We start from the raw sequence: 13,238 nt of genomic DNA on the forward strand, positions 1-13,238 counted from the left end.
AATAGCTGTTCGTGACCGTATTTTTATCCGCTTAATTAGCAGGACGCATTGCAGCTACTTCTTCATCTGAAGGCTGAACATCAGCGCCATCAACATAACGGAAGTTTACCATTTCGCCTTTTCCATCAACCAAAGCTGTTTGGCCTACAAAAGCACCGAAAGTAGATTGATTATCTTGAGATCGATAAGTGATTGGACCGAACGGTGTATTGTGAGATAAACCACTAAAGGCTTTAATCAAATCATCTGTATCGGTTGAACCTGCTTTCTTAATCAATGCAGCAATTGTTTTTATGGAGGTATAACCAACGATAGAACCTGCGCGTGGGTACTCTCCATACTTAGCTTCATAGGCTGTTTTAAAAGCATTGTGCTCAGGTGTATCAATTTTATTCCATGGATAACCCGTTACATACCAACCTTCTGGCGCTTCAGCTCCCATAGGATCAAGGTATTCAGGCTCGCCCGTTAGCAAAGAAAACACTTCTTTACCTGCAAACAACCCACGAGTATTACCTTCACGTACAAACTTCCCTAAGTCAGCACCAAATAAGACATTAAAAATAGCATCTGGCTTAGCGTCATCTAATGCTTGAACCACTGAACCGGCATCGATTTTTCCTAATGGTGTCGCTTGCTCAACGACAAACTCAACACCTGGCTGCGCTTTAGAAAGTAACTGCATAAAGGTTGCAACAGCAGACTGTCCATATTCATAATTTGGATAAACCAGACCCCAACGTTTTTTATTTAACTTAACGGCGTCAGGAATAAGCATTGCGACTTGCATATAAGTAGACGGTCTTAAACGGAAGGTATAATCATTACCGTTTTCCCACACTATCTTATCTGTCAAAGGTTCTGCGGCGAGATAAATCATTTTTCTGCGCTTAGCATAATCCGTTAATGCGAGTCCTGTATGAGAAAGGAAACCACCAAAGATCATGCTCACTTTTTCACGCGTTCTTAATTCTTCAGCAACACGAATCGCATCACCAGGATTGGCATTATCATCACGATAAATAACTTCTAAATTTTTACCTAGAACGCCACCTTGAGAGTTTATTTCGTCAAGCCCCATTTCCCAGCCTTTCTTATAAGGACCCAAAAATGCTGACATGGCTTTATAGCTGTTCACTTCACCAATTTTAATAGTATCCGCTGCCCAGCTTGCACTCGCTACAAATGAACTCGCTAAAACACCGCCAATTAATAGTTTGTATAGAACTTTACTCATAATCACCTCTGCTCACGTAATGAAGTTTTAGTTATTGAAGCCTTAAACCATTTATTTCATGTAGTACCTACTTCATGAACAGTTGCAATCATTAGACCAATATTTGATATAGGTCATAAAAAAAATACTGACTCGTTTTTTAAGCAAAAAAAAGAGGCCTAAGGCCTCTTTAATATTTCGATTTTATTCACTACTTACCTGTATCAGTCATTTTTTTAAGCAAAAAAATTAGGGCTACTCTTTCAGCTGGATTTAAACCGCTCATAGTGGCTTCAGTGATACTTTTAGCACACGGAATCATCGCGTCTAACAATTTAGATCCAGCATCGCTAAGAGAGATCATTACCTTTCTACGGTCTTTTAAATCTGCCGATAAATAAACCCAACCTTTTGATTTTAAACGATCTATTACACCTCTCATCGTTGCTTGATCAACGGTCGTAGCAGAAACAATATCAGTAATTGAACAACTAACCATGCTCTGAATTGTACATAAGGCAATAAATTGAGGCGCTGTTAAATTTGGTTCACAGCTCATTTCCTGAAAAATCATCATATGCCGTTGATGGGCCTTTCTTAGTAAATGGCCAACTTGCTCAGTAAAAACATAATTCACTTCATCAGGCAGCCCACTATCATGACTTCCTTCTATTGTTTTCTTACTCACTAATCTCTCCATAAAAACGACCAAAACAGTGCATACATTGTAAAATAAAAGAATAAAGCATTAATAATGACCACTAAACCCAACAACAAATGGTGTGCACACTACAAAATTAAAGTGAAGAATCTAAATGGAATTAATACTTCACCGACGCAATCATCTCCCCACCACCTAAATATAAAAACACTCTAGGCATCAACAATAACAGATCGAATAACAACATCTGAAATATGCTTTAGCCATTCATCTTGAAAAGCAGTATCTTGAAAATTCTTACCTACAAACACGGTAAGCGTATATTGGTTCGAACAATAAAAATACGTTAATGAAGATATCGTAAGGTAAAGATTTTTTGCTGTTACCTCTTTACGAAAGACACCGTTTTGTTGACCCATTTCGAGTAAAGGCACCAAGTTTCCCTGAATGTTCCCAGAAATATTTTTAATATTTTCTGACTGACTAGAATGCTTAGCCCGATGAAGGTTTTCATCATTTAAAATAGCAACAAATTCAGGGTGATCTAGATAATATCGAAAAGTAAAAGCAATGACTTTTTTTAATGATTCAATAGGAGAAGCTGTATCTAAATCCAACGCCTTTTCAGCCTTATAAAATTCTAAATAAGTCGTTTCTAAGACATTTAAGAATAGTGCTTCTTTATTCCCAAAGTAATAATAAATCATCCTATCGTTCGAGTTTGCCTCACGGGAAATTCGCTCAATACGACCACCTGAGAAACCATCTTCTGCAAACACTTTTGTTGCTGCTGTTAAAATTTTATTTTTCGTTTTACGCGCTTGTTGCGCACGTTTCCCTTCCGTGGAAGTGAATGTTTTATCGTCAGATATAGGTTGAGTAGTCATTTGTTCCTTATAAGTCTAAATTGAGATAAAGTGCTAATGACTACCGGGATTTGCCCTAATATTAGCAATAGTCTGATATAAATTATTCCAAGCAGGCTTATCCGGTGCGAACTCTGCACGCATATAAGTCACTAATGATTCTAACTGTTTATCATTAAAACTATCAGCAAAACTAGGCATATACCCAAGAGAAGAGTCTACTGGTTTCTGTACGCCATATAAAATAGTTCTAATCAAATTATTAGGTTTATTACTATGAACATTGGTATTGGTCTGCATTTCAGGACGTATACCAAACCAATCATCCTGCTCCCTAGTCGTATGACAAGCCGAACAGGCGCCCTCAAACATCCCTTTACCATCTGAAGGTAAGGTCTGAGAAGGCAATCCATTTTTCCACGCTGTTGCCAAACTTGGCTCTACTTGAGTAAGTTCAGCAGAGGTTGTAGTTACAGGTGTAGGTACAGTGACGTTCGCTAAAATAGCTTCTGTAGCGGACATCTTTTGCTGACTCCCTATACTAGCTAAATAATGCGACATGGCTCGAATATCACTGTCTGGTAACTTACCAAGCTCTTCAACTACTGGTCCCATTGGGCCAGTAGCAGGTCCATGTTCCGGAGAATGACCAGAACGTAAATAATCAAATAAGGCATTCTCACTCCAAGGTGTTGGCGCCTTACTTAATGCGTTCAATGCTGGTGCTTCCCAGCCATCTACCTCACCACCTGCAAGAAAGTTTTTTCCGACTTTTTCAGCTCCCATTAAATTACGAGGAGAGTGACACGCACTACAATGCCCTAGACCGTTCACTAAATACGCACCACGATTCCACACTTCGCTCTTTTCAGGGCTTTCTTTAAATTGGGTACGGCTTTTGAAAAGAGTATTCCAACCCGCCATTAAAGGTCGGATATTAAATGGAAAGCTCAAGTCATTTTTAGGGAGAGTTGTTTTCACAGCGGGACGAGACATGATGTAGGCATACAATGCCTGCATATCTTCATTATTCACATTTTGATACGCCGTATAAGGAAAGACTGGGTATAAGTGCTTTCCATCTCGGCTTATCCCTTCACGCATCGCTCTTTCAAACGCAGAAAAAGACCAGTTACCTAACCCAGTTTCAGGGTCTGGTGTAAGATTTGTACTGTAAATTTTACCAAAAGGAGTATCCAGCGCTCGCCCTCCCGCATTCATCGCACCACCTTCAGATGTGTGGCAAACCGTACAATCACCAGCTGCAAATAAGGTTTCGCCACGAGCAATAGTAGCTTGTGAATATGTTGCTAGACTTGGAACTTGAACAGGAGTAATAGCAGGTCGCCAAGGTGACATAACGACAGCAGCACCTGCTATCGTCGTGAATAATGCAAACCATTTAGCGGAACCATATTTTTTTTTTGCTGGTGTTTGTGACTCACCATTTTTAGCTAGCAAGCCAGCTCTCATTTTTTCAGCGGTAAAAGGCGGCTGTCTTAAACGCACACCTGTTGCATCAAAAATAGCGTTAGCAATAGCTGCAGCACTAGGAACTGAAGCGGATTCACCAGCGCCTTGCGGAGGTTCTTCTGGCTTGTCAGCCATCACAATCTCGACATCAGGTATCTCTGGAAAAGTCAAAATAGGGTACGCTCCCCATTCTTTATCCAGCACAGTACTTTCATTAAAAGATACGCTTTCTTTTAATGCTCGACTAGTAGACTGAAGCACATTCCCTTGGATCTGGTGTCGGACGCCATCCGGGTTAATCATCAAACCCGCATCGTGTCCAACCACCACTCGAGTAACACTCACTTCACCTGAATGAGTATCCACTTCAACATCCGCCACCCACGCCGCCCACGCCGCCCCAAAACCGGGGAATTTACTGTGCACATAACGTGCGTAAGCGAAACCTCGCCCCTTAACAATAGAGCCGACCTTATCTTTTTCCTCCCAATGTCCTTTTTTTGTTTTCCAGTCAGCACGTTCCGCAACAGATTTAACCAACTCAGCAGCTCTTTCATCTTTTAAATAACGTAAACGATATGCCACAGGATCTTCTCCTGCTGCTTCCGCCAGTTCATCAATATAAGATTCATGGGCGAACGTATTTGGTAACGCCGATACACCTCGCAGCCAAGCCGCTCGAACAATAGGAGCCATATCATTTACGCGCACTCTAATATGATCAAAATGATAAGGAGGTATTATGGTTCTATCACCCATTTCCAGTGCCGCAGCAATAGGCTCCACTACTCCGGTCAATAAGAGCGTTATCATTGGAGCGCCATTAGATGGATAAGACGATGTAAAGTCATATCCAGCGGGGCTACCATCAGCATTAATACCGCCATCAACTTCCATCAATTGTCCGGCCCCTTTAGGCTCCCAAAGATGCTCTTGTTCTCGTGTGAGTTGAACTCTTACAGGACGCTTCACCGCTCTTGATAGTAAAACAGCATCACCGCAGACATCATCTGCACAATTACGTCCATAACAGCCTGATGCTTCATAGCGAATCACCTCGACCATTCTTTCATCAATATTCAATAAAAAAGCCAGATCTGTACGCAAGATATGAGGGTTTTGAGTACCCGACCAAACCATCACTTTGTTAGATTGGACATCCGCTACACCACAAGATGGACCAATAGAGGCATGCATTTGATATGGCCACACATAAGTCCGCTGCATACGCTGATCCGCATTAGCGATGGCTAATTCAACATCGCCCTCTTCTAATAATGTTCGTTGTGTAGAAGGGTTGGCTTTAACCGCAAATTCTAAATCAGTCAGATCCGGTAAATCTGGATGAGGCTTCCAATGAACTTTTAATTCTTTCATAGCGCGAATAGCGTTCTCTTCACGCTCAGCGACAACACCAACGAAATCGCCAATGACCTCAATTGCCACAATCCCCGGAATGTGATCAATCGAATCTCTTTCTACTTCGAGTAAAGAGCGGCCAATAAAATCACCGCTGTCTCGCCCAGAGTAAGGAGGTCGAATAACACGCCCATGCAACATCCCAGGCACTCGTACATCATGAACATATGTCAATTCACCTGTCGCCTTGGCTGGTATATCCGTTCTACTCGCCGATTTACCCACAATTTTATAATCGTTTACGGGCTTTAAAGGTGCATGTTCATCAATCTGCAAAACGACTTTGTCACGAGAAACTAAATCGCCATAAGAGATCGATATGTTAGGGTCTTTTTTAGAAAAAATAACACCATTAAGACAGATCAATTTATCTGGCGCTATCTCTAGATGTTGAGCAGCACAAATGAGTAAATGTTGGCGTGCTGTAGCGGCTGCATGACGCAAAGGTATGGCGGTAATTTGTAATGTCGCACTGGCAATCGTTGCGCCTTGGTTCGGCGCACGCTCTGTATCGCCTAATACCATTTTTACCTGACTCACTTCTAAGTCTAATTCTTCTGCAACAATTTGCGCCAATGCTGTTCTAATCCCTGTTCCTAAATCCACATGACCATTAAAAGCCGTTACTTTGCCATCCGATTCAATTGCTATATATATTTCCAACTCAGTTGGCTTCTTTATATCATCCGCCTTTTGGGCAGGACTAAGTGGTGGGTTACTTTCTTTAACAACAAACAAACCTTGGTTTTTAGCTAAAAATTCTGCTCTTGTTTGAGACAAACTATTGGAGGTATTCAACATGCTACTTTCCTTCTTCAAGCGGGTTAGACGCGTCAAAAAATAACGCTTCTGCCGCCACCTCTACTGCTTTAATAATTTCTATATGAGTACCACACCGACACAAATTGGCTCTTAACGCTTCTTTAATTTGCTGTGTTGACGGCTTAGCTGAACATTTATGTAAAAATGCCGTCGTAGTAATTATCATGCCATTTGTACAGTAACCGCACTGTGATGCTTGCTCATCAATAAAAGCCTTCTGTACGACACTAGGTGATTCAATTGATCCTAGTCCTTCCAAGGTTTGTACTTTCCTCCCTTCTACTGCGATTAGAGGAATAGCACAGCAACGAGCAACACGATCATCAATCAAAACTGAACAAGCGCCACACTCTCCCAACCCACAACCAAACTTAGGACCATTAAGCTGAAAATCATTACGCAATATGTATAGCAGAGGAGTTTGTGTATCTGCCTCTACTTGCACCATTTCTCCATTTAGTAAAAAAGACACACTATCGATCATCCTAGCACCACACCATAAAACCTTAACTTTTTGTTAAGTATTCACTTAACAAAGCAATTTTAATACCAATTAAACAAAAAGCTCATTCAGATAGAGATAATAAAAAGTGCGCCATGAAAAATCTGTTTTTCTATCATTTCTTCTAAAAAACACACCAACCACTCGTTTCTACGGCTTTGAAACATTCACATGCGTGTCGATATCCCATAAACTAGCGTTCCGGTTTTTTGCTCTTTATTTCACCAATTAGGTGTCTGTTTAGGCGGCAGTAAGAGAAATACCGAAAAAAACTATAATGAAAAAACACTGTGGGTATTTTTAATGTTTAACAAATTGGTCTGTGGGGCTGAGGCGATCTCTCATTACACGGGGAGATGTGTTGCTTGGCTTACGTTAATGATGATGATATTGACCTGTCTCGTCGTAGTGTTGCGTTATGGCTTTGATTTTGGCTCTATCGCATTACAAGAATCGATACTTTATTTTCATGCTTTAGTATTCATGCTCGGTGCAGCTTACACTTTTAAAGACGATGAGCATGTTCGCGTCGATGTTTTTTACCGAGAATTTTCAGCGACTAAAAAAGCGTGGGTAAATATCATTGGCGGCATCTTCTTTTTGTTACCTTTTACACTTTATACGGCTTACCTTAGTTTAGAGTATGTAGGCGCATCTTGGAGAGTATTAGAAACGTCTCAAGAGCCGGGTGGCTTACCTTTTATCTATCTGCTCAAAACACTTATTCCTCTCATGATGGTGACTCTTATTATTCAAGGCTCAGCAGACATCATAAAAAACATTGGCGTTGTTAACGCAGCTCGAACCGCGAAAGGAATGAACTAATGGTTGAATTTATCCCCTTATGGCTTTTTGCTGGCGTGTGCGCTTGCTTGTTATTTGGTTACCCTGTTGCGTTTTCTCTGGGTGGCACCGCGTTAATTTTCGCAGGTGTTGGCTCTCTTTTTGGTACGTTTGATAGTGTATTTTTAGAAGCATTGCCTAATCGCTTATTCGGTATCGTCCGTAATGAAACCCTGATCGCAGTCCCTTTGTTTGTTCTCATGGGTGTGCTTTTAGAAAAATCAAAGCTCGCAGAAAAACTGCTTGAATCCATGGCAATGTTATTCGGTACATTGCGTGGTGGTTTAGGTATTTCGGTTATTTTAGTAGGCATGCTACTGGCGGCAAGTACCGGTATTGTTGGTGCGACCGTTGTGACAATGGGGATGATTTCATTGCCAACCATGTTACGTCGTGGCTACGACCCTGCTTTAGCGACTGGGACAATTTGTGCCACAGGAACATTAGGACAAATTATTCCACCATCGATTGCCTTGGTTCTATTGGGCGATGTGATGTCCAATGCCTTCCAAAAAGCCCAACTGGATATGGGTATCTTTTCGCCTAAAACCATTTCTGTTGGTGATTTATTTGTTGGCGCCTTGATTCCGGGTTTAATCCTTGTGAGTCTTTATATCCTCTATGTTGTTCTTGTTGCTTGGTTACAGCCACATAAAGCTCCTGCAGTGCCGCGTGAAGAATTACGTAATGGCTCAACAGAACCTTTAATCATCCTATTACTAAAAGGTCTTATTCCTCCTCTTGTACTTATCTTTGCGGTTCTTGGTTCTATCTTGAGCGGTATTGCGACACCAACGGAAGCAGCAGGTGTTGGTGCGTTAGGTGCGGCGTTATTGGCTTGGGCTAGTGGAAAATTAAACCTTCCTACATTAAAAGACGCTATGTACTCAACGACCAAAGTCACCTGCATGGTGTTTATGATTTTGATCGGCGCCTCTTTGTTCTCATTAGTATTCCGTGGTTTTGGTGGTGAAGAGTTAATTCATGATTTCTTCTCTCAACTACCTGGCGGTGTCGTCGGCGCGATGATTGTGGTTATGTTGTTAATGTTCTTCCTTGGCTTCATCTTGGACTTCATTGAAATCACTTTCGTTGTGGTACCGATTGTTGCACCAGTCTTATTGGCGATGGGCTTAGATCCTGTGTGGCTTGGCATCATGATGGCAATTAACTTACAGACGTCTTTCTTAACGCCACCATTTGGTTTTGCCTTGTTTTATCTTCGTGGTGTTGCGCCACCAGAAATCAAAACACAGTCTATTTATAAAGGCGTATTACCTTTTATTATCATCCAATTATTCGTATTGTTAATGTTGGCAATTTGGCCAGAGTTGGCAACTTGGTTACCAGAGCAAGTTTACTCAAACTAAAAAATTGAACCGCTCATGATACAAAAAATATAAATATCTACAGTGAGAATCAGAATATGAAAGCAATGCAAATGAAAGACTACGGACCTGCTAGCGCGTTGACGTTGACAGAAACAAGTAAGCCGAACTTCAATGCGGATCAAATTCTGGTTCAAGTTGGCGCTGCTGGTGTAAACCCTGTGGATACTTATCTCCGTTCAGGCACAAACAACTACTCGACGACTTTCCCTCATACTCCAGGTTTGGACGGTGCAGGAACCATTGTTGAATTAGGTGATCAAGTGACTGGCTTCGAAGTAGGCCAACGTGTGTATTTTAGCCGCAACCTAACAGGTTCATCGGCTGAGTTTGCAGTTTGTGCGACAACTCACACTTACCCATTAGCGGACGCTTTATCTTTTGAAGAAGGCGCATGTTTAGGCATTCCTTACACCACAGCGCATCGCGCTTTGTTTGGCCGTGCGAATGCTAAAACAGGTAATAAAGTGTTGGTTCATGGCGCAACGGGTGCCGTTGGTATCGCGACAATTCAGTTAGCTTTGTCTGCTGGAATGGATGTGGTTGCCAGTGCAGGAACTCAAGCCGGTGCAGACTTACTACGTGAACAAGGTGTCGAAACCGTCATCATGCATAACGAAGATGACCATCTTGCGCCATTCCAATCTTTGGAAAACGGCTTTGATGTGATCATCGAAATGTTGGCAAACCATAACTTAGACCAAGATTTAAAAGCCTTGGCTTTTGGTGGCTGCGTCGCCGTCATTGGTAACCGTGGCACAGTAGAGATTAACCCTCGCGACCTAATGGCTCGCGATGCATCTATCGTTGGTGTTGCGCTTGCGAACATTAAACCAAACGAACTGGCTTTGATCGCAAAATCGTTACGCCCTCTTTTTGAAAAAGGTGTCTTGAAACCAGTCATTCGTCATTGCTACGATTTAACTGAACTAGCACAAGCCCATGAAGACGTATTGAAGTCAGGCGCTTTGGGTAATTTAGTCGTTCGTGTCGGCTGATACGATATTAAAGTGCACTAATTCCAAGCAATAATACAGTAAACACGATGCTTTCATTTGAAACGTCGTGTTTATTTTTATCGCTAATGTTATAACCCGCTATACTTTCTATTTAATCTGTACAAAAGGTCTCTTTTTGACTCAGCCTGATTCTGACGTTTTCAGCTTGCCAACAGAAGCTCATGCCCATGATCACGATTACCATCAATTGGTCGTTGTGCTTGATGGCAATACGGACTTCGAAATTCAAGGCAAAGGCAAGCAGCTTCATATTGGTGAAGGGTGCATTCTCCCTTCAGCAAACAGTCATGCCTTCGCAGGCTTGGGAGACAATCAGATCATGGTGGTAAACCTGCCGATTCCGCCACAAAAAAGCATCACGGATGAAGAATATGAAGTGGTGTCGCGCTTATTTGATCAAGCCGCTTATTTTCAGCTGAACCCTCGTTTACAGATATTGGCGTCAGCCTTATCTGGTGAACTTCAGCAATACCCAAACGACTCTATACTGGCACGTGCCTGCGGTAATACCCTGCTCAGTGCTATTCGTCATCAAATGAACAACAAAGACGTTCGTAGTCGTGGCAATCATCTGGATATAGACAAACTCGATCAGTTTATAGAGCTCAATCTTTCTCGCCGTGTTCATATTGATCAACTGGCTAATTTTTGCTTTTTAAGCGTCAGCCAATTTCATGAACGCTTTAAAGATAGAACTGGAATGACGCCCCATCAATATTTAATGCGCAAGCGTTTAGAACGTGCTCAAGATCTACTTCGAGACGGCTTTCCACCTATCCAAGTGGCAGAAATGTGCGGTTTCTCAAGCCAGAGCGCCATGACCAATGTTTTCTCGCAAATATTGGGAATTACACCGCTTAAATATCAGAAACAATTTAGCAATCGTTAAGTCGGTTTTATCATGGCTGCCAAACGCGCTATTGATGCTAGAATCCATATAAAAATGAATCACGAGTAATATTATTTAAAATAATAAATATATTGCACCTAGGTTAATGGGGGTTAGTTCGCCTCTTACTGCTTTCACTGCATAATCTATCAAGTCTGAGGTGATATGCTTTTCGTTTCAAATAGCTATAATGGTAAATTACGTATAAGTGAGATTAATTCATTCATTTGAGAGCTATTACGGTTTGAAGACCTTTGCACTAAACCTGCCGCTGTTTCCCAAATAACTTGCTTCAGCTTGATTTCTTGTAATCCCATAGATTGAGCAAGTGGCAACATTTGTTTTGGTATATGAGCAATATAATCCCCCCCCTTTAGCCCTTCTAACAAGCTATAAATTGATGTTGTTTCAAGTGCTATCTGAGGAGGTTTTAAACCATTAGTCGCAAAAAAGGATGAAATGCGTTCAGTGCCAATGTAGTCACTTTTTAAAACCATCCAAGGATACTTGTGAATACTCTCGGTTTCAGCAAATGGCTGCTTGGTTAAAGGATGCTCAGGACTTGCGATTAAAACATGGCATACATCAAAAAGAGGCTCTTTTATGATCTCTGATCGATTTGGGAAATCAAGAGATACACAAATCAGGTCAAGTTCGCCATTGATAAGCGCGGGTAATAATGTATCTATTACCCCACCTATGAGAGAAATTTTCACATCTGGGTGCTCTCGTTGAAATTGAGCAATAACGGGTGGCAATATACTTACTAGCCATACAGGTCCAGCACCAATCCTTAATGCTCTTGAACGGCCATCACGCAATTCTCCAATACTTGAAACAGCATGACGATATTCATTATCCATTATTTTTGCATGCCTCTGCAAAATCACCCCGAATTTGGTTAATTGAACGCCTACAGAAAGGCGTTCAAAGAGTTTAACACCTAAATCATCCTCCAATTTTTGAATGCTTTTTGTAAGTGCTGGCTGGCTTACATGCAAAGTATTTGAGGCCTCAGTAATACTTTTTTTTTCAGCGACGACTAAAAAACTTTGAAGTAAACGTGATTGCAATATATAGCTCCTTCTTATTGGATTAGCGAATTCTTCATTTTAGATAAAAGTTATACCACTACATTTTATCTTGATAATACAAGCGAATTTACCATCAAAACTCCTATTTTAAACATAATTTCACTTAAAAATAGACTCCCCTTCTCCTTGAACATAACAAAAAGTTATGGGAAAAGCTTTTTATTATATTGGCCCAACTCGCTATTGAGAAGCAATATACCTCTATACATTTCTCTAAATGGAGTAGGAATAAACCATGAATAGTCATTTTGAGGCTCTAAGCGGCCTTGTTTATCACGAATTAAGTCATATCTGGGGGCATGGTGCACCATCTATGCCTGGTTTTGATGATGTTGTTATGTATCGAAGCGTCAAGCATGCACAACATGGAGTAATGACTCACCGCATGCGTATGGTGATGCACTCGGGGACTCATGTGAATGCACCAATCCATATGATTCAAGGAGGTGTCGGGGTCGGTGATATTGCCATGGAAAATCTATTTGGTAATGGCGTTATTGTGTCTGTTCCAAAAGGTAAGTGGGAACTTATAAATGTGGCAGATCTTGAAGCGGCAACACCATCGATTAAAGAGGGCGATCTTGTTGTTCTCGTCACTGGTTGGCATAAGGAGTACTCAGATAGTCTCGAGTACTTCGGTGACGCTCCAGGCCTTTCAATAGAAGCAGCTCAATGGTTAGTCTCGAAAAAAGTGGCTCTTGTCGCTATAGACACCCCTCAGATTGATCACCCTCTAGCAACATCACTTGGACCACATCGTGGTGGGCCAATTATGAATCGTCTGACAGCCAAATATCAGGATGAAACAGGATTAGATCCTAAAAAAGAACATGGTGTTTGGAATGGTGCTCATAAAGTTTTATTAGGTGCAGGTATTCCAACTATTGAAAACGTTGGTGGCGATGTAAATGACATGCTTGGTAAAGAAGCCTTGCTTCATGCGTTGCCATGGAACTGGAAAGAAGGCGATGCCTGCCCAGTTAGACTCGTTGCGATCACAAACCCTGACGGTAACTACAGAATTGAAAACGGAGCAGCATAAGCTG

11 protein-coding genes are annotated in these 13,238 nt (G+C 41.4%); 5 read left to right on the plus strand and 6 right to left on the minus strand.

Features of this window, described 5'->3' with window-relative positions:
* Window positions 1-31: 31 nt before the first annotated feature.
* The 5 genes from MUS1_RS00420 to MUS1_RS00440 all read right to left on the minus strand — a co-directional run bounded on the left by MUS1_RS00420 (window position 32) and on the right by MUS1_RS00440 (window position 6,941).
* Window positions 32-1,237 carry an ABC transporter substrate-binding protein gene (locus MUS1_RS00420; RefSeq protein WP_051436012.1) on the minus strand — a complete coding sequence of 402 codons (1,206 nt, stop codon included), beginning with the start codon at window positions 1,235-1,237 and terminating at the stop codon, window positions 32-34.
* Window positions 1,238-1,427: 190 nt separating this feature from the next.
* Window positions 1,428-1,904 carry a MarR family winged helix-turn-helix transcriptional regulator gene (locus MUS1_RS00425; protein ID WP_036157542.1) on the minus strand — a complete coding sequence of 159 codons (477 nt, stop codon included), beginning with the start codon at window positions 1,902-1,904 and terminating at the stop codon, window positions 1,428-1,430.
* Window positions 1,905-2,089: 185 nt separating this feature from the next.
* On the minus strand, window positions 2,090-2,764 hold the full coding sequence (locus tag MUS1_RS00430; RefSeq protein WP_051436013.1) for a TetR/AcrR family transcriptional regulator: 675 nt from the start codon (window positions 2,762-2,764) through the stop codon (window positions 2,090-2,092).
* Window positions 2,765-2,797: 33 nt separating this feature from the next.
* Window positions 2,798-6,436, minus strand: coding sequence for a molybdopterin cofactor-binding domain-containing protein (locus tag MUS1_RS00435; RefSeq protein ID WP_036157544.1), 3,639 nt, complete (start codon window positions 6,434-6,436; stop codon window positions 2,798-2,800).
* A 1-nt stretch (window position 6,437) separates the two neighbouring features.
* On the minus strand, window positions 6,438-6,941 hold the full coding sequence (locus MUS1_RS00440) for a (2Fe-2S)-binding protein (RefSeq protein ID WP_051436014.1): 504 nt from the start codon (window positions 6,939-6,941) through the stop codon (window positions 6,438-6,440).
* Between the two features lie 321 nt (window positions 6,942-7,262).
* Here MUS1_RS00440 and MUS1_RS00445 point away from each other — a divergent pair, with 321 nt between their 5' ends.
* The 4 genes from MUS1_RS00445 (at window position 7,263) to MUS1_RS00460 (ending at window position 11,098) form a co-directional block, all read left to right on the plus strand.
* The gene (locus MUS1_RS00445; RefSeq protein ID WP_036157554.1) at window positions 7,263-7,784 is read left to right on the plus strand and encodes a TRAP transporter small permease subunit; all 522 of its coding nucleotides are present in this window, start codon (window positions 7,263-7,265) and stop codon (window positions 7,782-7,784) included.
* A complete protein-coding gene (locus tag MUS1_RS00450; RefSeq protein ID WP_036157564.1) occupies window positions 7,784-9,172 on the plus strand; it encodes a TRAP transporter large permease in 1,389 nt (462 codons plus the stop codon). The genes MUS1_RS00445 and MUS1_RS00450 overlap by 1 nt, the downstream gene beginning before the upstream one ends.
* A gap of 56 nt (window positions 9,173-9,228) precedes the next feature.
* A complete protein-coding gene (locus MUS1_RS00455; RefSeq protein WP_036157565.1) occupies window positions 9,229-10,188 on the plus strand; it encodes an NADPH:quinone reductase in 960 nt (319 codons plus the stop codon).
* Window positions 10,189-10,324: 136 nt separating this feature from the next.
* The gene (locus MUS1_RS00460; RefSeq protein WP_036157568.1) at window positions 10,325-11,098 is read left to right on the plus strand and encodes a helix-turn-helix domain-containing protein; all 774 of its coding nucleotides are present in this window, start codon (window positions 10,325-10,327) and stop codon (window positions 11,096-11,098) included.
* 185 nt (window positions 11,099-11,283) lie between these two features.
* On the opposite strand, the gene MUS1_RS00465 is transcribed toward MUS1_RS00460, so the two are convergent.
* The gene (locus tag MUS1_RS00465; protein WP_036157570.1) at window positions 11,284-12,171 is read right to left on the minus strand and encodes a LysR family transcriptional regulator; all 888 of its coding nucleotides are present in this window, start codon (window positions 12,169-12,171) and stop codon (window positions 11,284-11,286) included.
* Window positions 12,172-12,427: 256 nt separating this feature from the next.
* Here MUS1_RS00465 and MUS1_RS00470 point away from each other — a divergent pair, with 256 nt between their 5' ends.
* On the plus strand, window positions 12,428-13,234 hold the full coding sequence (locus tag MUS1_RS00470; protein ID WP_036157574.1) for a cyclase family protein: 807 nt from the start codon (window positions 12,428-12,430) through the stop codon (window positions 13,232-13,234).
* Window positions 13,235-13,238 lie beyond the last annotated feature (4 nt).

The sequence above is a fragment of the Marinomonas ushuaiensis DSM 15871 genome, assembly GCF_000521805.1.
Taxonomy (GTDB): Bacteria; Pseudomonadota; Gammaproteobacteria; order Pseudomonadales; family Marinomonadaceae; genus Marinomonas; species Marinomonas ushuaiensis.

Coding starts and splice junctions, on each gene's coding strand:
- MUS1_RS00420 (WP_051436012.1), bottom strand. CDS start 1,237: ATGAGTAAAGTTCTATACAAACTATTAATTGGCGGTGTTTTAGCGAGT.
- MUS1_RS00430 (WP_051436013.1), bottom strand. CDS start 2,764: ATGACTACTCAACCTATATCTGACGATAAAACATTCACTTCCACGGAA.
- MUS1_RS00435 (WP_036157544.1), bottom strand. CDS start 6,436: ATGTTGAATACCTCCAATAGTTTGTCTCAAACAAGAGCAGAATTTTTA.
- MUS1_RS00440 (WP_051436014.1), bottom strand. CDS start 6,941: ATGATCGATAGTGTGTCTTTTTTACTAAATGGAGAAATGGTGCAAGTA.
- MUS1_RS00445 (WP_036157554.1), top strand. CDS start 7,263: ATGTTTAACAAATTGGTCTGTGGGGCTGAGGCGATCTCTCATTACACG.
- MUS1_RS00450 (WP_036157564.1), top strand. CDS start 7,784: ATGGTTGAATTTATCCCCTTATGGCTTTTTGCTGGCGTGTGCGCTTGC.
- MUS1_RS00455 (WP_036157565.1), top strand. CDS start 9,229: ATGAAAGCAATGCAAATGAAAGACTACGGACCTGCTAGCGCGTTGACG.
- MUS1_RS00470 (WP_036157574.1), top strand. CDS start 12,428: ATGAATAGTCATTTTGAGGCTCTAAGCGGCCTTGTTTATCACGAATTA.